This window comes from Streptomyces sp. NPDC005898 (assembly GCF_040629635.1).
Lineage (GTDB): Bacteria > Actinomycetota > Actinomycetes > Streptomycetales > Streptomycetaceae > Streptomyces.
In genome coordinates this window covers 48,310-74,552 of record NZ_JBEXWC010000004.1, presented here as the reverse complement: position 1 = coordinate 74,552, position 26,243 = coordinate 48,310, and the positions used below count along the sequence as shown (strand labels likewise).

Here is a 26,243-nt window from a genome sequence, read left to right as displayed (position 1 = left end):
GGTGGGCCCGGGTCGTCGGCTAGGCGGAGATGCCGTCGATCCGGGCCAGCGCGTCGTCCGCGCCGAACGGCTGCAGGTACGGCAGCCAGCGCGGATCGCGGTGTCCGGTCCCGATGATGCGCCAGGCGAGCCCCGAGGGCGGCGCGGGCTTGTGCCGCAGCCGCCAGCCCAGCTCCATGAGGTGCCGGTCGGCCTTGACGTGGTTGCAGCGGCGGCAGGACGCCACCACGTTGTCCCAGGCGTGGCGGCCGCCCCGGCTCTTCGGAATGACGTGGTCGACGCTGGTTGCGACGCCACCGCAGTACATGCACCGACCGCCGTCGCGGGCGAACAGCGCCCGTCTGGTCAGCGGGACGGGCCCCCGGTAGGGGACCCGGACGAACCGCTTGAGGCGGACCACGCTGGGTGCGGGGACGGTGCGCTTCTCGCTGTGCATGAAGGCGCCGGACTCCTCGAGGCAGAGAGCCTTGTTCTCCAGGACGAGGACGAGCGCGCGGCGGAGCGGTACGACGCCGAGCGGCTCGTACGACGCGTTGAGGACCAGGACATGCGGCACGGATGCCTCCTTGTACGCCGGCGGCGCGTGGCTCGCGCCGGGACGATCCGGCTGTCAGTCTCCCCTCATGCCTGGTCGCAGCGCCACCATGTGCCGGTAACGGGCTCGAAGTGTTTTCGACCACAGGGGCGCCGCACCGGCACGTCACCTGGTTCCTGCCCAGGTGAGCACCGTCTCTCCCTCGAACATGACGACGATCCCCACACAATGCCCCGTTAGTGTGGTGGGTCTGTCCGGTTCCCCCGGTCCCACGTCGACGACATCTTCTCCGCCGGGCAGGCCGCGATACCTGGAGGTACCTGCCGTGCTCTTGTCCGTCCTGTCGGCAGCCGGAGCGGACCCGGACGACACCCCGTCCCCGACGCCGAAGCCCCCCTCGTTCGAGGACGCCCAGGAGAGCGCGGGGAACGCGGCGAGCTGGGTCGAGCAGAACTGGTCCACGTGGCTCGGCATCGGTCTGCGGATCGTGCTGATCCTCGCGATAGCCGTCGTCCTGCGCATCCTGGTCCGGCGTGCCATCACCAAGCTCATAGACCGCATGAACCGCACGGCGAACGCCGTCGACGGCACGGCGCTCGGCGGGCTCCTGGTGAACGTGGAGCGGCGCCGCCAGCGCTCGCAGGCCATCGGGTCCGTGCTCCGCTCGGTGGCGTCGTTCCTGATCCTCGGCACCGCGGCCCTGATGATCCTCGGCGCCTTCGAGATCAACCTCGCCCCGCTGCTCGCCTCGGCGGGTGTGGCGGGCGTCGCGATCGGTTTCGGTGCCCGCAATCTCGTCACGGACTTCCTCTCCGGCGTCTTCATGATCCTGGAGGACCAGTACGGCGTCGGCGACTCGATCGACGCGGGCGTCGCCTCCGGCGAGGTCATCGAGGTCGGTCTGCGCGTCACCAAGCTGCGCGGCGAGAACGGCGAGATCTGGTACGTGCGCAACGGCGAGGTCAAGCGCATCGGGAACCTCTCCCAGGGCTGGTCCACGGCGGGCGTCGACGTGACGGTCCGTTCGGACGAGGACCTGGACAAGGTGCGGGCGACGCTGGCCGAGGTCGGCGAGGCCATCGCGAAGGACGAGCCCTGGAACGAGCGCCTGTGGGGCCCGGTGGAGATCCTCGGCCTGGACAGTGTGCTCCTGGACTCCATGGTGGTGCGCGTCTCGGCGAAGACGATGCCGGGCCAGTCCCTGGGCGTCGAGCGCGAGCTGCGCTGGCGCATCAAGCGGGCCTTCGACGAGGCGGGCATCCGCATCGTCGGCGGGCTGCCGGCCCAGCCCGCCGAGGAGCCGGGCGCGGACCCGGCGGCGGGCGTCGCCGCCCCCTCCGCGTACGCCTCGACGACCTCGCCCCAGTCCCTGGCGACCGCGCCGATCACCCCGCCGCCGAACCTCGCGAAGTAACCCGCCCGTCCCCGCGTCGATGGGGGCGCCCGGAGATTTCTCCGGGCGCCCCCATCTTGCGTTTCCGATAAAGCGCGATTGCCTGTCGGCGGGAATTGACAGGGCGCATTCGATATGCCCTTGCCGCCCTTTCCGCACTTGCGAAAGAGGGCATTTTCTGCCCCCGGAGATTCCATTGACAGGGGTCGCGAATTTGCTTACGGTCCCGTCGCATCAGGTTTCCGCCGAGCGCTCCCGAGGACCTTCATGACCGATTCCCCCGCCCTGCCGAAATCCAGGCAGCAATTGATTCTCGCCGTACTCATGCTGTGCTCACTGCTGATCTGGCTGGACAACACCATCCTGAGCACGGCCCTGGAGACGCTGGCGGACCCGGTCCGCGGGCTGGACGCCGGACCGGCCGCGCTGCAGTGGGCCACCGGCTCGTACACCCTGACCTTCGCCACCCTGATGTTCACCGCGGGCGCGCTGGGCGACCGCTTCGGCCACCGCACCGTGCTGGTCGGCGGCCTCGTCGTGTTCGCCGGGTCCTCGGTGTGGGCGGCGTACGCGGGCGACGCGGGGCAGTTGGTCGCCGCCCGGGCCGCGATGGGCGTGGGCAGCGCGCTGATCATGCCCGCCAACCTCGCCCTCCTGATGTGGACCTTCACCGGTCCCGCGCGGACCACCGCCATCGCCGTCTCCTCGGCGGCCACCGGCGTCGGAATGGCCGCGGGACCGGTGCTCGCGGGGGTGCTCCTGGAGCATTTCTGGTGGGGCTCGGTCTTTCTGGTCAATGTCCCGGTCGTCGCCCTCGCGCTCGCCGGGGTCGCCCTGCTGGTGCCGAATTTCCGCAGCCCCACCCGGCGCCCCCTCGACCCGGCCGGAATGCTGCTGTCGATCAGCGGACTCTCGGCGCTGGCCTATGGGCTGATCCGGGCGGGGCAGGTGGCCGCCTGGGGGCGTGCGGACGTCTGGGCGCCGATCGCCCTCGGAATGGTCCTGCTGGCGGTCTTCGTCCGCGTCGAACTGCGCGTCGAGGCGCCCAGCTTTGATCCCCGGCTGCTCGCGCGCCGGGCCTTCGGCGGGGGCAACGCGGCGCTCGGCCTGCTCCTGTTCGCCGTGACCGCCGCCACCTTCTACCAGGCGTTCTATCTGCAGGGCGCCCGTGGCTACACGCCGATGGAGGCGGGCCTGGCCGGTCTGCCCACCGCGGTCGGCGCCACCCTCGGGGCGACCGTCGGCGCGCGCCTGGTGCGCCGCTGGTCGCTGCTCCTGGTCACCGCGCCCGCACTGACCGCCGCCGCGCTCACCATGGGCGCGTACGGGCTCCTCGGGCCGCGCACCCCGCTGGGGTGGATCGAGGCCCTGCTGTTCTGCCAGGGCCTCGCCGTCGGCACGGTGATCGGCCCGGTGTCGGCGGCGCTGATCGGCTCCCTGCCGCTGGAGCGGGCCGGCGCCGGGTCGGCCGTCACCAACACCGTGCGGCAGACCGGCAGCGTGATCGGCATCGCGGTCGGCGGCACGATCATGTCGATCGCCTATCAGCGCGCGATCACCCCCTCGCTGGGCGAGGTGCCCGGGGCGGTGCGGGAGCAGGCGCGGGTCTCCGCCGAACAGGCCCGGCACGTCGCCGCCACGACCCACCGGCCGGCCCTCGCCCACGCCGCCGACGACGCCTTCCTGCACGCCATGCACGTCGGCGCGGTCTGGATCATGCTCGTCGCCCTCCTCGGGGCGGCCGTCCTGGCCTTCGCCCTGCGCCCGACCGCGGGCCCCGCGGGCCTCGCCGGCTCCACCGGTTCCGCCGGTTCCGCCGGTCCGGAGCGGCGGGCGGCACGGGAGGAGGGGGCCGGGGCAGGGGAAGGGATCCCGGCGGCGGAAAGGGCTCCGGCAGGGGAAGGGGCCCCGGCGGCGGAAATGGCTCCGGCAGGGGGAGGGACCCCGGCAGGGGAGGCGATCGGCCCCTGACCAGCGCGGCCCCGCGCACCGCACCGCCCCCGCAGGTAACGACTTGGTTGCCGCGGGGGCGTCCGCTATTGACGACTCATTCACGCCAGCCTTACGGTCCTCACCAATTGGAAAGTTTCCTAACAGTTAGCGGCCACCGAAAGGCAGCCACCGAGAGGCAGGTGTCGTCATGGCGGCAGGCGCCCCGGGGACCCCGGGCACGCCGCGCGTCCTGCGCGCGATGAACGACCGGGCCGTACTCGACCTCCTGGTGGCCCAGGGACCGCTGACCCGCACCCGCATCGGCGAACTGACGGGCCTGTCCAAGCCGACCACCTCCCAGCTCCTCGGCCGCCTCGAAGCCGCCGGGCTGGTCCACACCACCGGCAGCCTCAGCGGCCGCCCGGGACCCAACGCGCTGCTGTACGAGATCGACCCCGCCGCCGGGCACGTGGCCGCCCTGTCCGCCGACCCGACCGGCATCACCGCACAGGTCGCCGACATCACCGGCACCATCCTCGGCACGGAGCGCGTGGAGGCCGAAGCCGTCGCCGAGGACGTCCGCCACCGCACCGCCCAGCTCGTCACCGAGGCCGTCGACGGCGCGCTGCGCGAGGCGGGTCTGCGCCACGAGGACCTGCGGGCCGCGGTGATCGGCACCCCCGGCGCCATCGACCCGCAGAGCGGCCAGCTGCGCTACGCCCCGCACCTGCCCGGCTGGCACTCCCGCACCCTGCGCGACGACCTCGCCGCGGTGCTCGGCACCCCCGTCGCCATCGAGAACGACGTCAATCTGGCCGCCGTCGCCGAGCAGTACGAAGGCGCCGCCCAGGACCACGACAACTACGTCCTGACCTGGCTGGACGAGGGCGTCGGCGCGGCCATCGTGCTCGGCGGCACCCTGCTGCGCGGCGCCACCGGCGGCGCCGGCGAGATCGGCTACATGCCGCTGCCGGGCGCCCCGCTCGCCAAGGGCGGCCCCGCCGGCGACGGCGGCTTCGAGAGCCTGGTCGCCGCCGAGGTCGTCCGCGGCCTCGCCAGCCCCGGCGCCACGCTTGCGGACGTCTTCGCCGACGACGCCCGCCTCGCCGAGGTCGCCCGCCGCATCGCCACCGGCATCGCGGCGGTGGTCGCCGTGGTCGACCCGGAACTCGTCGTGCTCTCCGGCGCGGTGGCCCAGGCCGGCGGCGACAAGCTGCGCGTCCGCGTCGAGGAGGAGCTGACCGGGCTCGCCCTGCCCCGCCCCCAGATCCGCGTCAGCGAGCTGGCCGGCGACCCGATCCTCACCGGCGCGCTCCGCTCGGCCCTCACGCAGGCCCGCGACCAGGTATTCGACACAGCCTGAGCCCCATCCCCGTACGGACCACACCTCCCCTTCCCCTCCGCAAAGGAAGTCCGCCATGCCGCGATGGCGCATGCCCACCCGCGCGTCCGCGGCGCTCGCCGCAGCCGGTCTGTTGCTCGCCGGCTGCGCCAACCCGAGCGTCGGCAGCGCCCACGACGACCCGACCGAGCCGGTCACGCTGACGTTCTGGCACGGCTGGGCGACCCCCGGCGAGGTCAAGGCGGTCAACGAGAGCATCGAGCGGTTCGAGGAGCTGCACCCGAACATCAAGGTGCGCGCCACGGGCAACGTCTCCGACGCCACCGTCAACCAGGCCCTGCGCGCGGGCGGCGACAAGGCCCCCGACGTCGTGTCGTCGTTCACCACCAACAACGTCGGGCAGTACTGCGACTCGGGGATGTGGGTCGACCTCGACCCGTTCTTGAAGAAGAGCGGCGTGGACAAGAAGAAGGTCTTCCCGAAGACGCTGCTCGACTACACCGGCTACGAGGGCAACCAGTGCGCCCTGCCGCTGCTCGCCGACGCCTTCGGCATGTACTACAACAAGGACGCCTTCAAGAAGGCCGGCGTCGAGCGGCCGCCGCGCACCATGTCCGAGTTCGAGCGGGCCGCCAGGAAACTCACCGTGCGCAGCGGCAAGGACTCGTACCGGCGGGTCGGGTTCATGCCCAACTTCCGCCTGTACCAGAACAGTCCGGACCGCCTCTTCGCGCAGTGGGGGCCCACGTACTTCGCCGAGGACGGCACGTCACGGCTGGCCGAGGAGCCGGCGACGTACAAGTTCCTCAAGACCACCCGCCAACTCGCCGACGCGCAGGGCGGCTTCGACGACCTGGAGAAGTTCCGGCTCACCTTCGGCGACGAGATGTCGAGCCAGAACGCCTTCCTGACGCAGAAGATCGCCATGCACCTGGACGGCGAGTGGCGCGGGCTCATGCTCAAGGACGCCAAGGCGGACTTCGACTGGGGCGTCGCGCCGCTGCCCGTGCCCGACGACCAGGCGGACACCTACGGGCGCGGCTTCATCACCGGCACCGTCGCCGGCATCGCGCACAGCAGCAAGCACCAGAACGCGGCGTGGGAGCTGGTGAAGTTCCTGACCACGGACACGGACCAGGTCGTGGACTTCGCCAACGCCATCCACAACGTGCCGTCCACGTACGCCGCGCTGAAATCGCCGCGCCTGGACGCCGACCCGACCTTCCGGGCCTTCTTCGAGATCCTGCGGAACAAGCACAGCAAGGCCCTGCCGCCCTCCACCAACGGCGGCGCGTACGTGGTCTCGCTGATGGACTTCGCCTACTCCGCCGAGGCCGGGCGCGTGCCCGACTTGCGCGCGGGACTGAAGAGGCTCGACGACCAGATCGACGCCGACACGCTCCAGTCGAAGAGCTGAGGACCCCACCCATGGCACTGTCCCTCTCCAACCCGGCGCGCCGCAGACTGCGCACGCTCGGCTTCCTGTCCCCCTGGCTGGTCGGCTTCAGCGTCTTCTTCGCGTATCCGCTGCTCGCGACCGTGTACTTCTCGTTCATGCACTACAACCAGATCAAGGAGCCCACCTTCGTGGGCCTCAGGAACTGGCGGTACGTGTTCGAGCAGATGCCGCTGTTCGGGCCCGCCCTGTGGAACACCCTCTGGCTCGTGGTGGTCATGGTGGCGCTGCGGGTGGTCTTCGGGCTCTCGCTCGGGCTGCTCGTCACGAAGATCAAGACGGGCGTCGGCCTCTTCCGCACCGCCTTCTACCTCCCCTACCTGGCCCCGCCGGTGGCCGCCACCGTCGCCTTCGTGTTCCTGCTCAACCCGGGCACGGGCCCGGTCAACGAGATCCTGGACGCGATCGGCGTCACCGCGCCCAACTGGTTCAACGACCCCGACTGGGCCAAGCCCTCGCTGGTGCTGCTCTCCCTGTGGGGCATCGGCGACCTCATGGTCATCTTCATGGCCGCGCTGCTCGACGTCCCCAAGGAGCAGTACGAGGCGGCGGACCTGGACGGCGCCGGGGCGTGGGCGAAGTTCCGCTACGTCACCTGGCCCTCGATCACGCCGATCGTGATGTTCGCGGTGGTCACGGGCGTCGTGCAGACCATGCAGTACTACACGCAGGCCCTGGTCGCGGGGAAGGTCGCCTCCGGGGTCAACGTCGGCCCGGGTTCGGTGATCCAGCCCGGCTATCCGGAGCACTCGACCCTCACGGTCCCCCAGCTCGTCTACTCGATGGGCTTCCAGAACTTCAACACCGGCGCCGCGTGCGTGCTCTCGCTCGTGCTCTTCGCCATCGCCATGGCCGTGACCACGCTCCTGATGCGCAAGCGCTCCGGGCTGCTCGCGGCGGAGGACTGAGGACTCATGACGACCACGACCCTGACCGCGCCACCTGCCGCCGGCCGCACCGCCCCCCTGCGGGGCCCCGCCGCCGCCCGTGCCCGCCGCAGGCGGACCCTGCACTGGATCGCCGTCCACAGCGTGGCCATCGCGGTGGCCCTGCTGTTCGTCCTGCCGTTCGTCTTCGTCTTCCTGACGTCGGTGATGAGCGACTCCCAGGCGATGAGCGGCGACCTGTGGCCCGACACCTGGCACTGGTCCAACTACAAGACGGTGTTCGACACCCCGGGCTTCCTCGACTGGTGGCGCAACTCCCTGCTGTACGCGGGCCTCGGCACCCTCTTCACGGTCTGCTCGGCGATACCCGTGGCGTACGCGCTCGCCAAGTTCCGCTTCCGCGGCCGGCGCACCGCGATGATGCTCGTCATCTCCACGATGATGCTGCCGCCGCAGGTCATCGTGATCCCCATGTACCTGGTCTGGGCCCAGCAGCTGCACCTGTCGGGCACGCTGTGGCCGCTGATCATCCCGATGGCGTTCGGCGACGCGTACTCGATCTTCCTGCTGCGGCAGTTCCTCCTCACCATCCCCAAGGAGTACATCGAGTCCGCGCGGATCGACGGCTGCGGCGAGTTCCGCACACTCGTCAAGATCGTCGTACCGATGGCCAAGCCGGGCATCGCCGCCATCGCGCTCTTCCAGTTCTTCTACTGCTGGAACGACTACTTCGGGCCGCAGATCTACGCGGCCCAGAACCCCGGCGCCTGGACACTGAGCTACGGCCTGGAGTCCTTCAAGAGCGCCCACAGCGTCAACTGGAACCTGACCATGGCCGCGACGCTGCTCGTCATGGCGCCGGTCATCGTCGTCTTCTTCTTCGCACAGAAGGCCTTCGTCGAAGGCGTCACCCTCACCGGAGTAAAGGGCTGAGACACGCAATGAAGCTCGCAGTGGTCGGCGGAGGGTCGACCTACACACCCGAACTCATCGACGGATTCGCCCGGTTGAGGGACACCCTGCCGATCGAGGAACTGGTCCTCGTCGACCCGGCCGCCGACCGTCTGGAACTCGTCGGGGGCCTCGCACGGCGCATCTTCGCCAAGCAGGGCCACCCCGGCCGCATCGTCACCACCTCCGACGTGGACGCGGGCGTCGCCGACGCCGACGCGGTCCTGCTCCAGCTGCGCGTCGGCGGGCAGGCGGCCCGACAGCAGGACGAGACGTGGCCCCTGGAGTGCGGCTGCGTCGGCCAGGAGACCACCGGCGCCGGCGGCCTCGCGAAGGCGCTGCGCACCGTGCCGGTCGTCCTGGACATCGCCGAGCGCGTCCGGCGCGCCAACCCGGACGCCTGGATCATCGACTTCACCAACCCGGTCGGCATCGTCACCCGGGCACTGCTCCAGGCCGGGCACAAGGCCGTCGGCCTGTGCAACGTCGCGATCGGCTTCCAGCGGAAGTTCGCCAAGCTGCTGGACGTGGCGCCCGCCGAGGTGCACCTGGACCACGTGGGGCTCAACCACCTCACCTGGGAGACCGGCGTACGTCTCGGGGGCCCCCAGGGCGAGGACGTCCTGCCCGGGCTCCTGGAGCGGCACGGGGCGGCCGTCGCCGAGGACCTGCACATGCCGCGCGAGATCGTCGACCGGCTCGGCGTCGTGCCCTCGTACTACCTGCGCTACTACTACCAGCACGACGCGGTGGTCGAGGAGCTGCGGACCAAGCCGTCGCGGGCCGCCGAGGTCGCCGCGATGGAGCGGGAACTCCTGACGATGTACGGCGACCCCGCGCTCGACGAGAAGCCGGCGCTGCTCGCCCAGCGCGGCGGCGCCTTCTACTCGGAGGCGGCGGTCGACCTCGCCGCGTCCCTGCTCGGCAACGGCGGCAGCCCCCACCAGGTGGTCAACACCGTCAACAACGGCACGCTGCCCTTCCTGCCCGACGACGCGGTCATCGAGGTGCAGGCCGCGGTGGACGGCTCGGGCGCCCAGCCCCTGCCCGTGCCCCGCCTCGACCCGCTGTACGCCGGGCTCGTCGCCCAGGTCACCGCGTACGAGGACCTGGCCCTGCGGGCGGCGCTGCACGGCGGCCGCGACCGCGTCTTCAAGGCGCTGCTCGCCCACCCCCTGGTCGGGCAGTACGCGTACGCCGAGACCCTCACCGACCGCCTGCTCGCCCACAACCGGGAGCACCTGGCGTGGGCGTAGGCGGGAGCGTGCTCGCGATCGACGCGGGCAACAGCAAGACCGACGTCGCGGTGGTCACGGCCGACGGGCGGGTCGTCGGCGCGGCGCGCGGCGGCGGGTTCCAGCCACCCCGCGTCGGCGTCGAACCGGCCGTGGACGTGCTCGCGCGGGCGGTGGCGGCCGCGCTCACCGAGGCGGGCACCGACACGGTCGACCACGTCTCGGCGTGCCTGGCCAACGCCGATCTGCCCGTGGAGGAACGGGAGTTGGCGCAGGCGCTCGGGCGGCGCGGCTGGGGCACGTCCGTGGACGTGCGCAACGACACCTTCGCGGTGCTGCGCGCGGGCCTGTTGGAGGACGCGGAGCCACGGGGCGTCGCCGTGGTGTGCGGGGCGGGCATCAACTGCGTGGGCATGCTGCCGGACGGGCGCACCGCCCGCTTCCCCGCGATCGGCCGGATCTCCGGCGACTGGGGCGGGGGCGGCGGGCTCGCCGAGGAGGCCCTGTGGCACGCGGCGCGGGCCGAGGACGGCCGGGGCGGACCGACCGCGCTGCGTGTGGCCCTGCCCGGGCACTTCGGGCTGCCGTCCATGTACGCGCTCATCGAGGCGCTGCACCTCGGGCGCATCGCCCCCGCCAGGCGGCACGAGCTGACGCCGGTGCTCTTCGCGACCGCCGCGGCGGGGGACGCCGTGGCGCGTTCCCTGGTGGACCGGATGGCCGACGAGGTCGTCGCGATGGCCACCGTGGCCCTGGACCGGCTCGGGCTGCTCGACGAGGAGGCGCCGGTGGTGCTGGGCGGCAGCGTCCTCGCGGCCCGCCACCCCCAACTGGACGACCGGATCCGGTCGTTGCTCGCGAAACGCGCCCCCAAGGCGGAACCCCGGGTGGTCCTCGCCCGCCCGGTGCTCGGCGCGGCCCTCCTCGGCCTCGACCGGACAGGCGCGCCCCCCGACACGCACGCCCGCATCCGCGCCCACTACGAGGACGCCCCACACGGGCGTTAACGCCCCTCTCCCGCCCTCCCGCCCGCGCCGAGTGCGCGGGCGGGCGGGGCGCCCAACCCCAGGCCCAGCGGCTTGCGCGGCGCGTGCGGGGCCTGTGCCCCTCGGCCAAGTCCCGCGCGCCGGCCCCTCCCGCCCCCTTCGCCGAGCGCGGGGCGGGCTCACCCCGGCCCATGCCCAGCCGGCCCACGCGGCGCGTGCGGGGGGGGCGAGGTGGGCAGGCCCGCCTTCCCGTCCTTCCCGCCCGTCGCCGCGCGCGCCGGCGGGAGCCAAGTGGCCCATGTCGCGCGCGGGCGGGAATCACCCCGGCCCACGCCCACGCCGTATGCGCGGGAACCTGGCCGCCCCGGCCAAGTCCCCGCGCGGCGGCCCCCGTCGCCGCGCGCGGGCGGGAGCCACCCCCGCCCGGGCTCAGCCGGCGCGCGCCGGTGGGAACCGGGTGGTCGCCGATCTCGTGTTCCAGGGTGGGGATCCACGCAAGATCGGGGCAAGGCCTGTGCGGATGCCCTTGCCTGTGGCAATACTTGCGGCCGTGCACTTCTTCCCGCGCCGGGCCCGGCCTGTGCGGCGCCGGGTGGAAGCAGCCGTCCGATGACCGAGGGGGAGGTCGAGGTCAGGTGACACATCCGCCGAACGGCGGCGCGGCCCCGCCGGGTCCGCCCGCGCCCACGGCACCCGTCGCCCCGGTGCCGCCGCAGGCGCCGGTCGCGGGGCCCGCCGCGGGGTGCCCGGAGCCGCGGCCCGCCGCGCCGCGCCGCACCGCCTGGGCCGAGGGCACCGACCGGCTGCGCGCCGCCGCGACCACGGAGCCGGGTCGGCTGCGGATCATCGGCGCCGTCCTCGCCCTGCTCGTCGTGGCGTTCGGCGCGGTCACCGCCTGGCAGATGACCGACCGCTCGGCCGCCGCGGACGACGTACTGCACCGCAGCCAGCCGCTGACGTCCGACGCGGCCGCCGTCTACCGCTCGCTGGCGGACGCCAACACCGCGGCGTCCAGCAGCTTCTTGGCGGGCGGCCAGGAACCGGCGGCCGTCCGCGACCGGTACGAGCGGGACATCGAGCGGGCCTCGCACAAGCTCGCGACGGCCGCGTCGAACGCGGGCCCCGACTCCTCCTCGGCCGCCGCCGTCGCCAAGCTGAACAAGCTGCTCCCCCAGTACACGGGCCTGATCGAGCGCGCCCGCGCGAACAACCGCCAGGGCCTGCCGCTCGGCGGCGCCTATCTGCGCTACGCCAACGACAAGATGCAGACGCAGATGCTCCCGGCCGCCGAGAAGCTCTACAAGGCGGAGAACGAACGGCTCGGTTCCGACTACGGCAAGGCCGAGCCCTACCCGTGGCCCGCCCTCGCCCTCGGCGTCCTCGCGCTCGCCGCCCTCCTTTGGGCGCAGCGCCGCAACTACCTGCGCACGAACCGCGTGTTCAACCACGGCCTGCTCGCCGCGAGCGCCGCCACCGCGGTCGTCCTGCTGTGGCTCGTCGCCGGCCACACCTTCGCGCGCTCCGGGCTCGACGACTCCTACGACCACGGCGTGCGGTCCCTGAACGTCCTCAACGACGCCCGCATCAGCTCCCTGAAGGCACGCGGCGACGAGAACCTGACCCTGGTCAGCCGGGGCGCGGAGACCACCGAGGTGCGCGGCGAGGCCGAGGACAAGTTCGACGTCTCCTACCGCGCGCAGATGAAGCGGCTCGGCGGCGCGGACAGCGGCCTGCTCGGCGAGGCCGCCGACCTCGCCGACGACGCGGCCGGCGAGCGCCCGGTGGCCGAGGCCGCGAAGAACGTGGGCGTCTGGAAGGACCGCCACAAGGCCGCCCGCTCCAGCGACGACTCCGGTGACTACCAAGGAGCGCTCGACAAGGTCATAGGCGCCAAGGGTGACGCCCCGACCGGCGAGTGCTTCGACAACGTGGACGCGGCCCTGGACCGGGCCCTGGCGCACGAACAGCGCGAGTTCCAGCAGGCCGCCGAGGACGGCAGGGGCGCGATGACCGGGCTGCCGGTCGGCGCCGCCGTGCTCGCGGTCCTCGGCGCCGCGGGCGCCGTGCTCGGCATCGGCCGCAGGCTTTCGGAGTACCGGTGATGGGGTCAGAGGTGGAAGGGGGCACGCGGACGATGCGTACCCGACGCGGCACGGCCAGGCTGCGCGGCTGGGGCGGAGTCGGCGCCATGGGTCTGGCCTGCGCGCTGACGGGGACGCTCGTCCTGGCCCTCCCCGCGCACCACGGCGGGCGGACGGCGCCGGACGACGGCTCGGGCACCACGGTGGCCTCGCCCGCGCGGGCGGACGCCGACGACTGCAACGACCAGAGCCCGCGCCCCTCGGGCAAGGACGGCCCGACGATCGACGCCATCAAGAACCGCCCGGTCAAGAAGCTGATCGTCGGCGTCGACCAGAACAGCTACCGCTGGGGCTACCGCGACCCGAACAAGCGGGGCGGCGAGCTGGAAGGCTTCGACATCGACCTCGCGCGAAAGATCGCCGAGGAGATCTTCGGCGACCGCGACGCCGTCGTCTTCCGCGCCATCCCCACCAACCAGCGCATCCCCGCCATCGAGAGCGGCCAGGTCGACATGGTGGTGCGCACCATGACCGTCAACTGCGCGCGCCTGGAGCAGGTCGACTTCTCCACCGGGTACTTCGAGACGGGCCAGCAGGTCCTCGCCCCCAAGAAGTCCGACATCACGGGCTACGACGGGACGCTCAAGGGCAAGCGGGTCTGCTCGGCGGCGGGCTCCATCGCCCTGGAGGAGCTCAAGAAGAAGAGCTTCGGTGCCGACATCTCCACCACGGTGCCCAATCAGCTCGACTGCCTGGTGCGGCTCCAGCTCGGCGAGGTGGACGCCGTGGTGACCGACAGCGCGCTCGCCGCGGGCCAGGCCGCACAGGACCCGACGGTCGAGCTGAAGGGCGAGGAGCCGTTCACCACGGAGCACTACGGCGTGGCGATGAAGAAGGGCGCCGACGACCTGGTCCGCCGGGTCAACAAGGTCCTGGACGACTACCGCGAGGACGGCGGCTGGCAGAAGTCCTACGACAAGTGGCTGCGGGGCGGTCTCGGCGAGGTGGCGGGCCCGCCCGAGCCCGAGTACCGCGACTGACGCGGCCCGGAGCGGGCGACGGACCTGGTGGCACTGAAGTTGCGGCAACGCAGAGCGGAGAGGTGATCGATGAGCGTCACGGAACCCCCCGGTCCGGTGATGGACCGGGACGAGGTGGACCGTGCGCTGGCGCGCCTCGACGCCGAGCACGAGGCGATCGAGACCTCGCTCCTCGCCCTCCAGGACCACGCCGGGCGGCGCCTCCTCGAAGGCGCCCGGCTCACCGGCGTCACCCAGGAGCGCTGGGTGGTCACCGAGCAGCGGATCACCCAGCTCTGGGCCTACTTCGACGCCTACGCCGGTGCCCTGCACGCCGCGCGCGAACTGCGCGCCCGCAGACGCCGGCCGAGCCGCGAGGACCTCGCCGAGCTGACGGAGCTGCTGCGCGGGCAGTCCGTGACCGTGGCGGGCGCCGACGCCGGTGGCACCTCGCCCTCGCTCGACGGCCCCGCCAAGCTCACCGAGCGCTTCACGCTCGAAGAGCTGGTGGCCCGCATGAACGACCTGTACGCGCGCTCCCTGGACATGGTCGTCGCCGCCGACGCCGTGTGGTCGGCGCTGCCCGCCCGCATCGACCTGCTCGCCGCCGAACTGGCCCGCACCCGCCAGCTCGCGCACTCGGTCGGCGTACGCCCCGGCGAGCACCCCGCCGGCGACGACCTGGAGCGCATCACCCGCGCCCTGACCGCCCTGCGCGAGCAGGTGGTGAGCGACCCGCTCGCCTTCTGGCGGCGCGCGGAGGGCAGTTCGGCGCCCGGCGGCGGCCGCCCGCACACCGACCGCTACGACCGTGAGGCGCGGGCCCTGGAGGACGTGCGCCGCGAGATCGAGGCGGTCCTCACCGTCCGCCAGGACGCGGAGGCCCGCCTCGGCAGGCTGCGCGACCTGCTCTCGCGCGCGGACCGCACCCTGGCGGAGGCCAGGAGCGCCCGAGGCGAGGTCCTCGCCAAGATCGCCGCCTCCGAGGTGCCCGCGGTCAGCGGCCCGCCGACCGCCCTCCAGGAGCAGCTGGCACGGGCCGCCGACTACCGCAGGAACGCCCAGTGGCACCGCCTCTCGCCGCTCCTGGAGTCCCTGGAGGAGAAGGCCGAGGACGAACTGCTGCGCGCCCGCGAGTCGTTGACCGCCGTCACGGCCCCGCTCGCGGTCCGCGCGGAGCTGCGCGGCCGCCTGGACGCGTACAGGGCGAAGGTGGCCCGGCTCGGGCACGCCGAGGACCCGCTGCTCGTCGAGCGGTACGACGCGGCGCGCCGCATGCTGTGGAGCGCGCCCTGCGACCTGCGCGTGGCGGAACAGGCGGTGCTGCGCTACCAGCGGGCGGTCGCCGAGGTGCTCGCGACGCCGCGGATCCCGCAGCAGGGCGGGACCGCCGACCGGAGGGAGGAAGCGTGAGCGAGCGGCAGTGCCGGCGGCCCGGCTGCACGGGGTCGTACGAGGATGTCGGCGGCGGCGAACTGTACTGCGACACGTGCGGTCTGGCCCCGGCGGTCACGGGGGACGGCACGGTGGGCTCACCGCCCACCGGCATCACCGGCGGCGGCAAGGCGGCGCGGGGATCGGGCAGTTCGAGCGCCCGCTCCTCCCGCTCGTCCTCCCGCTCGTCCCGGGCGTCCGCGCCCTCCCAGTCGTCCCGCAGGTCGGTGTCGGGGCGGCTGTCGCGTTCCGCGTCGGGCCGCTCCACCTCCCGCTCGGTGTCGGTGCGCAGCTCGGGCTCGGCGGCCTCCGCCTCGGGGCGCGGGCGGCTCGGCGTCGGCCTGGTCAGCGTGCCGGACGTGCCGCGCCCCGACCCGCGCGGCGCGGTCCTCGACGACCCCGAGGTGCCCGAGCGCAAGCGGTTCTGCTCCCGCTCGGACTGCGGCGCCCCGGTGGGGCGTGCGCGCGGGGAGCGGCCGGGCCGCACCGAGGGGTTCTGCACCAAGTGCGGCCACCCGTACTCCTTCGTGCCCAAGCTGGACCCCGGCGACATCGTGCACGGCCAGTACGAGGTCGTGGGCTGTCTCGCGCACGGCGGCCTCGGCTGGGTGTACCTCGCCGTGGACCGGGCGGTGTCCGACCGCTGGGTGGTCCTCAAGGGCCTGCTGGACACGGGCGACCAGGACGCGATGGCCGCCGCGATCTCCGAGCGCCGCTTCCTCGCCGAGATCGAGCACTCCAACATCGTGCGGATCTACAACTTCGTCGAGCATCTCGACCAGCGCACCGGCTCCATGGACGGCTACATCGTCATGGAGTACGTCGGCGGCAAGTCCCTGAAGGAGATCGCCAACGGCCGCCGCACGCCCGACGGGCGGCGCGATCCGCTGCCGGTCGAGCAGGCGTGCGCGTACGGCATCGAGGCGCTGGAGGCCCTCGGCCATCTGCACAGCCGCAATCTGCTGTACTGCGACTTCAAGGTGGACAACGCCATCCAGACCGAGGGCCAGCTCAAGCTCATCGACATGGGCGCGGTCCGCCGGATGGACGACGACGAGTCCGCGATCTACGGCACGGTCGGCTACCAGGCGCCCGAAGTCGCCGAGGCGGGACCCTCGGTGGCCTCCGACCTCTACACGGTCGCGCGCACGCTCGCCGTCCTGACCTTCGACTTCCAGGGCTACACGAACGTGTTCGTGGACTCCCTGCCCGACCCCGACACCATCGAGGTCTTCCGTACGTACGAGTCGTTCTACCGGCTCCTGGTGCGCGCCACCGACCCCGACCCGGCCCGCCGCTTCGCCTCCGCGCAGGAGATGGCCGAGCAGCTCACGGGCGTCCTGCGGGAGGTCGTGGCGCTCCAGACGGGCACGCCGCGCCCCTCGCTGTCCACGCTCTTCGGGCCCGAGGTGAAGGTCACGGACACGGAGCTGTTCGCGGAGCTGTCCGGGGACGCGTCGCGGCTCGGGGCGCGCCCGCTCGCCCCCGCCGGGCCGGGGAGCCGGCGTGAGCCGCCGCCCGCGCCGCCCGCCGCGTCCGTACGGCCGCTGGACGCCGCCGCGACGGCGCTGGCGCTGCCGGTGCCGCACGTCGACCCGAACGACCCCAACGCCGGTTTCCTCGCCGGTCTGCTGGCGTCCGCGCCCGCCGAGCTGATCGCCGCGCTCGGGACGGCGCCCGCCGACTCCGTGGAGCTGCGGCTGCGCGGACTGTGGGCGCGGCTCGCCACGGGGGAGGCGGCGCTCGCCGCCGAGGCCCTCGCCGACCTGGAGCGACGGTATCCGGACGACTGGCGGGTGGTCTGGTACCGGGGCGTGGCCGCGCTGGCGGGCGGGGACTTCGAGAGCGCCGCGCTCTCCTTCGACGCGGTCTACGACGCGTTCCCCGGCGAGGCGGCGCCGAAGCTGGCGCTCGCCGTGTGCGCGGAGGTCCTCGGCCAGCCGGACAACGCCGCCGAGTACTACCGCCTGGTGTGGGCCACCGACCCCAGCTATGTCAGCGCCGCGTTCGGCCTGGCCCGGGTGCGGTTCGCCGCCGGCGACCGGGCGGGCGCGGTGCGCACCCTGGAGTCGGTGCCGGAGTCCTCCATCCACTACACCGCCGCCCGGGTCGCCGCCGTACGGGCGCGACTTCGCCGGCGCGTGGAGACGTCGCCGGCGTCGCCCGGTCCGGCGCTCCTGGACGATCTGACGGCCGCGGCCGGGGAGATCGAGGCGCTCGCGGGCTTCGGTCTCGACGCGGTGCGCAGGGAGCGCCTGTCGACCGAGGTACTGGGGACGGCGCTCGACTGGGTACTCTCCGGTGGGCACTCTGGTCACGTCTCCGCGTCACCGGCCACCACCGGCACGCGGACCGTGCTGCTCGGCAGCGATCTGGACGAGCGCGGTCTCCGGTTCGGTCTGGAGCGTTCGTACCGGACACTGGCCCGGCTCGCACAGGGTGGCGAGGAGAGGATCGAACTGGTGGAGCGGGCCAACCGTTTCCGCCCCAGGACGTGGGTGTGAGTGATGTCGCAGATGCCCCAACTGTCTGCCTGCCCCAGCTGCGAGGAGCCGCTGGAGCCGGGTGACCTGTTCTGCGGTGCGTGCGGGTACGACCTGTCGGCGCTGCCGGCACGTCCCACCACCGCCCCAGCAGCGGGTGCCCCGAACGGGCCCATCGCCGCCCCGGCGGAGCCCGCCACCGCTCCGAACGGGCCCAGCGCCGCTCCCGGGGGGCCTGCCGCCGCCCCGTCCGCGCCCGCCGCGCCTCCGGACAAGCCTGTCGCTGGCCCGAACGGGCCCATCGCCGCTCCAGACAGGCCCCTCGTGGCCCCGAACGAGCCCACCAACGCCCCGGACAAGCCCATCGCCACCCCGTCCGCGCCCATCGTGCCCCCGGGCAGGCCCACCGCCGCGCCGGACGGGCCCAAGGGCACGGCGGACCAGCCCGGAGCCGGGGCGGACCAGCCCGGGGTCGCGGCCGACCGGCCCGAAGCCGGGGCTAACCAGCCCGCGAGCGCGGCAAATCGGCCCGAGGGCGGGGCGGACCGGCCCGCCGCGTGGCCGCTCGTGCCCGAGGCGGACGGTTCCGGGGCCCCGGCGCCCGCCCATCTGTCCAGCGACGTGCCCGGCACCGACTCCACGGGTGGGGAGTTGACGGCCCCGCCGGGGAATCCGCCGGCCCCCGATGCCCCGGAGGCGGGCGCCGACCCGGCCGCCGGCGCCAAGCTCTGCGTGGCCTGCCGCTCGGGCCGCGTCGACCCCGACGGGTACTGCGAGAACTGCGGGCACGCCCAGCCGCGCGAGCGCGACCACATGGAGGAGGAGCTGGAGACGGTCGCCGCGGTCAGCGACCGGGGCCTGCGCCACCACCGCAACGAGGACGCCTTCGCGATCTCCGCGGCCGCGCTGCCCGACGGCTCCCCCGCCGTCGTCGCGATCGTCTGCGACGGCGTCTCCTCCGCGACCCGCCCCGACGAGGCCTCCCTCGCCGCCTCCCGCGCCGCGAGCGAGTCGCTCCTGGACTCCCTGCCGCGCGGCGTCCACCCCCAGCAGGGCATGCACGAGGCCATCCTGTCGGCCGCCGACGCCGTCAACGCGCTGGCCGCCGAAGCCACTTCCGCCCGCGAGCACACCCCGCACCAGAACGCGCCGGCCTGCACGCTGGTCGGCGCCGTCGTCGCCGGGAGCCTGCTCGTCGTCGGCTGGGTCGGCGACAGCCGCGCCTACTGGGTGCCCGACGACCGCAGCGGCCCCACCGTCCGCCTCACCGAGGACGACTCGTGGGCCGCGCAGATGGTCGCCGCGGGACTGATGAACGAGGCGGAGGCGTACGCCGACGAGCGCGCGCACGCCATCACCGGCTGGCTCGGCGCCGACGCCTACGAACTGGAGCCGCACACCGCTTCCTTCAAGCCGGACCGCGCCGGCGTGGTCGTGGTCTGCACGGACGGACTGTGGAACTACGCGGAAGCGGTCGAGGAGATGGCGCGGGCCGTGCCCGCCGACGCCGCCGAACGGCCCCTGCACAGCGCCCAGGTCCTGGTCGGCCACGCGCTGGACGGCGGGGGCCACGACAACGTAACAGTGGCGGTCGTCCCGTTCCCCCACGCGCCGCGAGGGGCAGGATCGGCCTAGCACCGTACGGGAGCCGGGGGGGCCGGCCGTGCGGACGCCGACAAGGTGTGAGGATCCGAGGGGGAGCAGCATCCATGGCCATTTTCTCGAAGTCGAACGTGCCGCAGTTCTCGATCGACGTCTACCAGAACGAGTTCCTGCCCGAGGGCGGCCGCGAGGTCAACGCCATCGCGACGGTGACCTCCACCGGGGGCGGCACGATCGGCTCCGCGGTCGGCGCGCCGCACCTGTACAGCGCGGGGCACGGCCCGGACGCCGCCGTGGCGATCATGGTGGACTGCTCCGGTTCGATGGACTACCCGCCGACGAAGATGCGGGGCGCCAGGGACGCCACGGCCGCCGCCGTCGACGCCGTCCGCGACGGGGTGCGCTTCGCGGTGATCGCCGGCACCCACGTCGCCACGGAGGTCTACCCGGGCAACGGCCGCCTCGCGGTGGCCGGTCCGGACACCCGCGAGCAGGCCAAGCAGGCGCTGCGCCGGCTCAGCGCGGGCGGCGGCACGGCGATCGGCACCTGGCTGCGGCTCGCGGACCGGCTGCTGGCCTCCGCCGACGTCGCCGCGTCCGCCGTGCGGCACGGCATCCTGCTCACCGACGGCCGCAACGAACACGAGTCGCCCGAGGCCCTGAAGGCCGCGCTGGATTCCTGCGCGGGCCGCTTCACCTGCGACGCCCGGGGCGTCGGCACGGACTGGGAGGTGAAGGAGGTCACGGGGATCGCCACCGCGCTGCTCGGCACCGCCGACATCGTCGCCGATCCGGCCGGGCTCCGCGCCGACTTCACGCGGATGATGGAGACGGCGATGGGCAAGGAGGTCGCCGACGTCAGCCTGCGGCTGTGGACGCCGATGGGCGTGGAGATCGCGTTCGTGAAGCAGGTGGCGCCCACCGTGGCGGACCTGACCCACCGCCGCACGGAGTCGGGCCCCCGCTCCGGGGATTACCCCACGGGCTCCTGGGGCGACGAGTCCCGCGACTACCACATCTGTGTCCGGGTGCCGGTGGCCGACCTCGGCCAGGAGATGCTCGCCGCCCGGGTCTCGCTGGTCGTGCCGCAGGGCGACGGCAGCGCGCAGACGCTGTCGCAGGGGCTGGTGCGGGCGGTGTGGACGGACGACATGGCGGCCTCCACCTCGATCAATCCGCAGGTCGCGCACTACACGGGCCAGGCGGAACTGGCCCAGGTCATCCAGCAGGGACTCGACGCCCGCAAATCCGGGGACCACGACGGGGCGACCGCCAAGCTCGGCCGCGCCGTGCAGCTCGCGGCCGCCTCGGGCAACGCGGATACGGCGAAACTGCTTTCGAAGGTGGTGGACGTGGTGGACGCCGCGGAAGGTACTGTTCGATTGAAGGCGAAGGTCGCCGAGGCCGACGAGATGACACTCGAGACGCGGTCGACGAAGACCGTTCGCGTGAAGAAGCAGACGTGACCGAGCAGTCGTGACCGAGCAGTCGTGATCAAGCGGTCGTGACCGAGCGGTAGCGCGGTGCCCGGCGCCGCACACCACCAAGACGCAGTACGTACGGCCCTCGGGGCCGCAGAAGGAGAGGGGGAAGCGCCGACATGCCGACCTGCCCGAACGGACACCAGTCGGGTTCCGACGACTGGTGCGAGGTCTGCGGTCACCGCATGGCCGGTGCCGTACCGCCGCCGCCTCCCCCGCCGCCGCCCGCGGCCGGGTACGGCTATCCGCCGCCGCCCCCGGGTCAGAACCAGGGGTTCCCGCCCCCGGGCCAGGACCACGGTTTCCCGCCTCCCGGCCAGCACCAGGGCTTCCCCGCGCCGGGCCAGGACCAGGGTTTCCCGCGCTCCGGCCCCGGGCAGTCGCGTCCCGGCTCCGGGCCGGAACCGGACGCCGAGCCGGAGCTGTGCCCGCAGTGCCGCACGCCCCGCGAGGCGAACGCGCCGTTCTGCGAGGAGTGCCGCTGGAACTTCCTCACGAACACCGCGACCTCGTACACCCCGGCCGCGCCGATCCGGCCGCTGCCGAACACCCAGGGCGGTCCCGGCGCGCCCGCGCCGCGCCCCGCCCAGCCGTTCCAGCAGCAGCCCCCGCCCGGCGGCCACCCCGGACAGCCGGGGCAGCCCGGTCACCCCGGACAGCCCCGCCCGGGCCAGGACCCGTACGAGTACCAGGGCTCGCGCCCCTCGCAGATGAACCGGCCCGCCGAGCCGATCCCGCCATTCGGCAACGGCAACGGCAACGGCGGTGACAGCGGTGAGGGCGGCCGGCAGCACCTGCCCGGCCAGGCCCCGCCGCCCGGCGCTCCCCAGGCGTTCCAGCAGGCCGGCCCGCCCGGCCCGCCCGCGTTCCCCCGGGAGTCGGGCGCCCCGCAGGGCCCCCCTCCCCCGCCGCCCGGCAACGGCGGCCCGTCCTTCGGTGGTGGCGGCGACGACTGGGTGATCTCGCCGCCGTCGTCCCCGGCCCGGCCGCAGGAGCCGTTCCAGCGGCAGGACGTCTTCCAGCCGGTCCCGCCGCGCCAGCAGAATCCGCAGGGTCCGCAGGGTCCGCAGGGCCAGCAGGGACCGCAGAGTCCGCCCGAGCAGCAGGCCCAGCAGGTCCCGCAGCAGCAGGGCCAGCAGGGACCGCCGCAGGCGCAGGCCCAGCAGGCGCCCCAGGCACCTCAGGCCCCCCAGGGTCCCGGGACGTGGACGGCGACGATCGGTCCCGACCGCGAGTACTTCATGGCGATGATGCAGCGCAGCGGCCCCGAGGCGTCGGGCCTGAACCTGCCCGCGTACTCGCCGGAGCAGCGGCGTCCGCTGGCGGGCGACCAGATCTCCATCGGCCGCCGCCGCCACTCCACGGGCGACACCCCGGACATCGACCTGTCGGTGCCCCCGGAGGACCCGGGCGTCTCGCACCAGCACGCGATGCTCGTCCAGCAGCCGGACGGCAGCTGGGCGGTCGTGGACCAGAACTCCACGAACGGCACCACGGTCAACGGCGGCGAGGAGCCCATCCAGCCGTTCGTCCCCGTCCCGCTCCAGGACGGCGACCAGGTGCACGTGGGCGCCTGGACGACGATCACGATCCGCCGCGACTGAGCCCGCGCGGGCGGGCGGTCACAGCGGCCAGGCGTACGGCCCTTCGGGGTCGTCCAGCCAGGCCCACTCGTACCGCCCGCGCACGCTGACCCCGAAGCGCTCGCGCACCGGCCGGCCCTCGCGCTCCCACAGCGCGAGGGCCTCGTGCGGGTCGAGGGTGCCCGCGGTCAGCTCCAGCAGGAAACGGAACAGCTCGTTCTGCACGGCCCGGCGCGGCAGCCCCCCGAGGTGGGGCTCCTGCGGGGCGCGCACGCCGGCGCCGCGCAGCGGCACGAAGTAGGCGGGCGTGTGCAGGAAGCGCCCCTCGGCGTGCCCGTCCTCCCCGGGCTCCCGCACGGTCAGCGCGATCAGGCCGGTCGCCAGCGGCGCGAGGATCCGGGCGCCCGGGACGCACTGGGCGAGCCAGCGCCGTGGCACCGAGGTCAGGGTGCAGGTCACGATGATCCGGTCGTAGGGCGCGCGCTCGGGGCAGCCGGCCGCCCCGTCGCCGGTCACCACGGCCGGGCGGTGTCCGGCGGCCGCCAGGTGCCGCCGAGCGGACTCGGTGATCTCCGGGTCCAGGTCGACGGTCGTGACCCGGGCGTCGCCGAGCCGGTGGGCGAGCAGGGCCGCGTTGTAGCCCGTCCCGGCGCCGATCTCCAGGACGCGGTTCCCCTCCCGGACCTCCAGCTCGGCCAGCATCTTCGCCATCAGGGACGGCTGGCTGCTGGACGAGAGCAGCTCCCCGTCGCGTACGCGGGTCGCGAGCGGGGTGTCGGCGTAGGCCCCGCGCAGCCAGCGGGCGCGGCGCCCGGCGTCGGGGTCCTCGCCCCACAGCCGCTCGAAGCCGGCGCCCGCGCCGACGTAGTAGTAGGGCACGAACAGGTGGCGCGGCACGGCCTCGAACGCCGTCCGCCAGGCGGGATCGTCCCGCCAGACCCCGCTCGCCGCGATCTCGCGCACGAGGGCGGTGCGGAGCTCGGCCACGCGTGCGGGATCGGGTTCCATGAGTCCACTGTGCTGCGTGGGCGCCGCCGATGCGAGTGGCCGGGGCCCGGGGTCGCGGCCGGCGGCGGGCGATGGTCCTAAGCCCTCCGTACTCGGCCGGGCCGTCTGAGACCATGGACGGTGTGAAAGAGATCCCACGCGGCACGCTTCAGGAGCAGACCTTCTACGAACAGGTCGGCGGCGAGGAGACCTTCCGGCGCCTGGTGCACCTCTTCTACCAGGGGGTCGCGGAGGACCCGCTGCTGCGGCCGATGTACCCGGAGGAGGACCTCGGCCCGGCCGAGGAGCGCCTCGCGCTGTTCCTGATGCAGTACTGGGGCGGCCCGCGCACCTACAGCGACCACCGCGGTCATCCGCGTCTGCGCATGCGGCACGCGCCGTTCACCGTGGACCGGGCGGCGCACGACGCCTGGCTGCGGCACATGCGCGCGGCGGTCGACGAGCTGGGCCTGTCCGAGGAGCACGAGCGGGTGCTGTGGAACTACCTGACGTACGCGGCGGCGTCGATGGTGAACTCCGAGGGCTGAGCCCGGTCCCGCCCCCGAGGACCGGCGCCCCCCGGCTTCGGGCGGGGCGCGGCCGTCACGCGGCCAGCCGTCCCCGGGGCCGGGACCGTTCACGGCGGGCCCGTGCCACGAGGTCGGCCGCCGCGAGCGGCCAGGCACCGTGGTCGAAGGTGAATCCGGCGTCCGTCAGCCGTCCGGGCACCACCCGGCGGCTCTTGAGGAGGAGTTCGGTGTCGGAGCGCAGGACGAAGGCGCCGATCCCGGCCATCCACCGCGTGGCGGGCAGCCCGACCGGCATGCCCTGGGCGCCGCGCAGCGTCCGCATGAACTCCCGCTGCGGCAGCGGCGCGGGAGCCGCGAGATTGACCGCCCCGGCGATGTCGTCCCGGTCGATCAGGAACTCCACGGCGCGGACGAAGTCGCGGTCGTGGATCCAGGAGATGTACTGGGCGCCGCCCGCGACCGGCCCGCCGAGGCCGAGCCGTACCAGCCACCGCAGGTAGTCGAAGACGCCGCCGCGGTCCGGGCTCATCACCATCGCCGACCGCAGGGCCACCTTGCGGGTCGCCGGCGTCACGGCCCGCTCCTGCTCGCGCTCCCAGTTCCGCGCGATGTCGACGCTGTAGGCCCAGTATCCGGGGACATCGGGCTCCTGGCCGCCGATCACACCGGTGGCCTCGTCGTTCGGGGCGTCGAACCGGTGGGCGTAGAGGGTGGCGGTACTCATCTGGAGCCAGACCCGGGGCGGCTTGTGGGCGGCGGCGATCGCCTCGCCCACGACGCGTGCGGAGTCCACCCGCGAGTCCATCATGGCCCGCAGGTTCTCGTCGGTGTAGCGGCAACTGACGCTGCGGCCCGCGAGGTTGATCACGACGTCGCTGCCGTCGACCGCCTCCACCCAGGGCCCGAGCGTCCGGCCGTCCCAGCGGACCTCGCCGGCCCGCGCCGGGTTTCTGGTCAGCACCACGACCTCGTGGCCCGCGCCGGTCAGCGCGCGGCGCAGCACGCCCCCCACCTGCCCGGTGCCTCCTGGCAGCACGATCTTCACTGGCCGGCCCTCCCCGTGACGTCGGACGTCCCGTGGTGAGCGTACGACCCGGCCCGACGGGCGCGGAGGGCGGCCCGACCCGCTGGCGCGGCTGGGCCGGTCGGCGCGCGTCGGACCGTGCCCGCCCGGAGGACGGGCCTGAGGTCACTGCCGCACGAACGGCCGCCTACGCGGGCGTGACCGAGAGTCCGCCGACCCCCGCGCGCCGCACCGCGACGGACCCGTAGGCCGTACGCAGCCGCAGCCACGCCCCAGAGGAGAGCAGGGTCAGCGTGTCGCCGCGCAGGAAGCCGAGCGACTGCGCGGCGTGCGCGGCCCGCACCGGCAGCGGTGTCCCGGCGACGGTCCGGGACCAGATCTCCCGCCCCACCCGGTCCAGCTCGGCCCGCACCCGCCGCTCGGCGGGCAACTCCTCGACGCGGGCCTTGAATTCGGTGACCGCCGCCGTCACCAGAGCGCGCACCGCGCCCATCACGGGCAGCTCGCTCTCCTGTCGCCAGCCGCCCCTCGGCGGCAGCACGCCCGCCCACGGCGGCCCGGTGACGGCGCCCGGCACGGCTGCGACGCCCTCGGAGCCCGCCGCGTCCCCCACGGACTCCAGGAACTCACCGGCGGAGACGGTGACGTCGAGGGTGGCGGTGGACCCGCCCTCGTACGGCTTCGCGAGCCGCGCGGTACGGATGGCGAGCACGTCGAACGACGGCGGCCGCCCGAACACGGCGAGCGTGTCCCCGGCGGCCTGGAGCCGGACCGCGGCCGCCTTGTCGTAGTGGACGAGGCGGGCCAGGAAGGCGGCGAGGTCCGCCGCCTCCCCGGCATCGGCGAAGTGCAGCCGCGCGCTCATGCGCCGAGCGCCCCCGAACCGCCGTCGGCGGAGTCGTCGACGTACTCCTGGAGGAACTCCCGCTCCTCGGCGGAGATCCGGCGGGGCCGCTGCGCCTGGAGGTCGAAGGGCACGACCACGGTCGAGGCCCGCACATACACCTGGTCCGCGTCCTTGATCTCGTAGGCGATGGTCAGCGACGCCGCACCGATCTTCGTCACCCACGACTCGACGGTGACCGGCTCGTGCCGGTGCACCAACGGCCGTACGTAGTCGATCTCGTGGCGGGCCACGACCGATCCGCCCGAGAACGACGGGGACCCGTCACCGGGCGCCAGCCGGAACATGAAGTCGATGCGCGCCTCTTCCAGATACCGCAGGAAGACCACGTTGTTGACGTGCCCGAAGGCATCCATGTCCGACCAGCGCAACGGGCACTGGTATATGTGTCGAGCCAC

General features: G+C 73.7%; 21 protein-coding genes. 16 read left to right on the top strand and 5 right to left on the bottom strand.

The window, feature by feature from the left end:
* Positions 1-19: 19 nt before the first annotated feature.
* Positions 20-556, bottom strand: coding sequence for an HNH endonuclease (locus ABZ385_RS07685; protein ID WP_358589312.1), 537 nt, complete (start codon positions 554-556; stop codon positions 20-22).
* 304 nt (positions 557-860) lie between these two features.
* Here ABZ385_RS07685 and ABZ385_RS07680 point away from each other — a divergent pair, with 304 nt between their 5' ends.
* The 15 genes from ABZ385_RS07680 to ABZ385_RS07610 all read left to right on the top strand — a co-directional run bounded on the left by ABZ385_RS07680 (position 861) and on the right by ABZ385_RS07610 (position 22,421).
* Positions 861-1,949: a mechanosensitive ion channel family protein gene (locus ABZ385_RS07680; RefSeq protein WP_358589314.1), complete on the top strand. Its 1,089-nt coding sequence runs from the start codon at positions 861-863 to the stop codon at positions 1,947-1,949.
* 246 nt (positions 1,950-2,195) lie between these two features.
* Positions 2,196-3,899 carry an MFS transporter gene (locus ABZ385_RS07675; protein WP_358910365.1) on the top strand — a complete coding sequence of 568 codons (1,704 nt, stop codon included), beginning with the start codon at positions 2,196-2,198 and terminating at the stop codon, positions 3,897-3,899.
* A 169-nt stretch (positions 3,900-4,068) separates the two neighbouring features.
* On the top strand, positions 4,069-5,223 hold the full coding sequence (locus ABZ385_RS07670) for an ROK family transcriptional regulator (protein WP_358910363.1): 1,155 nt from the start codon (positions 4,069-4,071) through the stop codon (positions 5,221-5,223).
* A 55-nt stretch (positions 5,224-5,278) separates the two neighbouring features.
* Positions 5,279-6,619, top strand: coding sequence for an ABC transporter substrate-binding protein (locus ABZ385_RS07665; RefSeq protein ID WP_358910361.1), 1,341 nt, complete (start codon positions 5,279-5,281; stop codon positions 6,617-6,619).
* An 11-nt stretch (positions 6,620-6,630) separates the two neighbouring features.
* A complete protein-coding gene (locus ABZ385_RS07660; protein WP_358589323.1) occupies positions 6,631-7,566 on the top strand; it encodes a sugar ABC transporter permease in 936 nt (311 codons plus the stop codon).
* A gap of 6 nt (positions 7,567-7,572) precedes the next feature.
* Positions 7,573-8,478, top strand: a complete 906-nt coding sequence (locus ABZ385_RS07655) for a carbohydrate ABC transporter permease (RefSeq protein ID WP_358699470.1) — start codon at positions 7,573-7,575, stop codon at positions 8,476-8,478.
* 8 nt (positions 8,479-8,486) lie between these two features.
* Positions 8,487-9,752: a 6-phospho-beta-glucosidase gene (locus ABZ385_RS07650; protein WP_358589328.1), complete on the top strand. Its 1,266-nt coding sequence runs from the start codon at positions 8,487-8,489 to the stop codon at positions 9,750-9,752.
* A complete protein-coding gene (locus ABZ385_RS07645) occupies positions 9,743-10,738 on the top strand; it encodes a BadF/BadG/BcrA/BcrD ATPase family protein (RefSeq protein WP_358910359.1) in 996 nt (331 codons plus the stop codon). Before ABZ385_RS07650 ends, ABZ385_RS07645 begins: the two co-directional genes overlap by 10 nt.
* Before the next feature lie 614 nt (positions 10,739-11,352).
* Entirely contained in the window at positions 11,353-12,819 is a 1,467-nt protein-coding gene (locus ABZ385_RS07640) for a hypothetical protein (RefSeq protein WP_358910358.1), read from the top strand.
* 32 nt (positions 12,820-12,851) lie between these two features.
* Entirely contained in the window at positions 12,852-13,838 is a 987-nt protein-coding gene (locus ABZ385_RS07635; RefSeq protein WP_358590568.1) for a glutamate ABC transporter substrate-binding protein, read from the top strand.
* A 69-nt stretch (positions 13,839-13,907) separates the two neighbouring features.
* Positions 13,908-15,230 (top strand): hypothetical protein, encoded by a 1,323-nt coding sequence (locus ABZ385_RS07630; protein ID WP_358910356.1) that lies wholly within the window; start codon positions 13,908-13,910, stop codon positions 15,228-15,230.
* Positions 15,227-17,755: a tetratricopeptide repeat protein gene (locus ABZ385_RS07625; protein WP_358910354.1), complete on the top strand. Its 2,529-nt coding sequence runs from the start codon at positions 15,227-15,229 to the stop codon at positions 17,753-17,755. Before ABZ385_RS07630 ends, ABZ385_RS07625 begins: the two co-directional genes overlap by 4 nt.
* A 3-nt stretch (positions 17,756-17,758) precedes the next feature.
* Positions 17,759-19,369 (top strand): protein phosphatase 2C domain-containing protein, encoded by a 1,611-nt coding sequence (locus tag ABZ385_RS07620; protein WP_358910352.1) that lies wholly within the window; start codon positions 17,759-17,761, stop codon positions 19,367-19,369.
* A gap of 74 nt (positions 19,370-19,443) precedes the next feature.
* Positions 19,444-20,802, top strand: coding sequence for a VWA domain-containing protein (locus ABZ385_RS07615; RefSeq protein ID WP_358910350.1), 1,359 nt, complete (start codon positions 19,444-19,446; stop codon positions 20,800-20,802).
* Between the two features lie 134 nt (positions 20,803-20,936).
* Positions 20,937-22,421, top strand: a complete 1,485-nt coding sequence (locus tag ABZ385_RS07610; protein WP_358910348.1) for an FHA domain-containing protein — start codon at positions 20,937-20,939, stop codon at positions 22,419-22,421.
* 18 nt (positions 22,422-22,439) lie between these two features.
* On the opposite strand, the gene ABZ385_RS07605 is transcribed toward ABZ385_RS07610, so the two are convergent.
* Positions 22,440-23,408 carry a methyltransferase domain-containing protein gene (locus ABZ385_RS07605; RefSeq protein WP_358910346.1) on the bottom strand — a complete coding sequence of 323 codons (969 nt, stop codon included), beginning with the start codon at positions 23,406-23,408 and terminating at the stop codon, positions 22,440-22,442.
* A 113-nt stretch (positions 23,409-23,521) separates the two neighbouring features.
* Here ABZ385_RS07605 and ABZ385_RS07600 point away from each other — a divergent pair, with 113 nt between their 5' ends.
* Entirely contained in the window at positions 23,522-23,935 is a 414-nt protein-coding gene (locus tag ABZ385_RS07600; protein WP_358587688.1) for a globin, read from the top strand.
* A 55-nt stretch (positions 23,936-23,990) separates the two neighbouring features.
* Here the strand turns inward: ABZ385_RS07600 and ABZ385_RS07595 are convergent, their stop codons facing one another.
* The 3 genes from ABZ385_RS07595 to ABZ385_RS07585 all read right to left on the bottom strand — a co-directional run bounded on the left by ABZ385_RS07595 (position 23,991) and on the right by ABZ385_RS07585 (position 26,243).
* Positions 23,991-24,962: a DUF1731 domain-containing protein gene (locus ABZ385_RS07595; RefSeq protein WP_358910344.1), complete on the bottom strand. Its 972-nt coding sequence runs from the start codon at positions 24,960-24,962 to the stop codon at positions 23,991-23,993.
* 166 nt (positions 24,963-25,128) lie between these two features.
* Positions 25,129-25,806 carry a hypothetical protein gene (locus ABZ385_RS07590; protein WP_358587690.1) on the bottom strand — a complete coding sequence of 226 codons (678 nt, stop codon included), beginning with the start codon at positions 25,804-25,806 and terminating at the stop codon, positions 25,129-25,131.
* On the bottom strand, positions 25,803-26,243 hold the full coding sequence (locus ABZ385_RS07585; RefSeq protein ID WP_358587692.1) for a thioesterase family protein: 441 nt from the start codon (positions 26,241-26,243) through the stop codon (positions 25,803-25,805). The genes ABZ385_RS07590 and ABZ385_RS07585 overlap by 4 nt, the downstream gene beginning before the upstream one ends.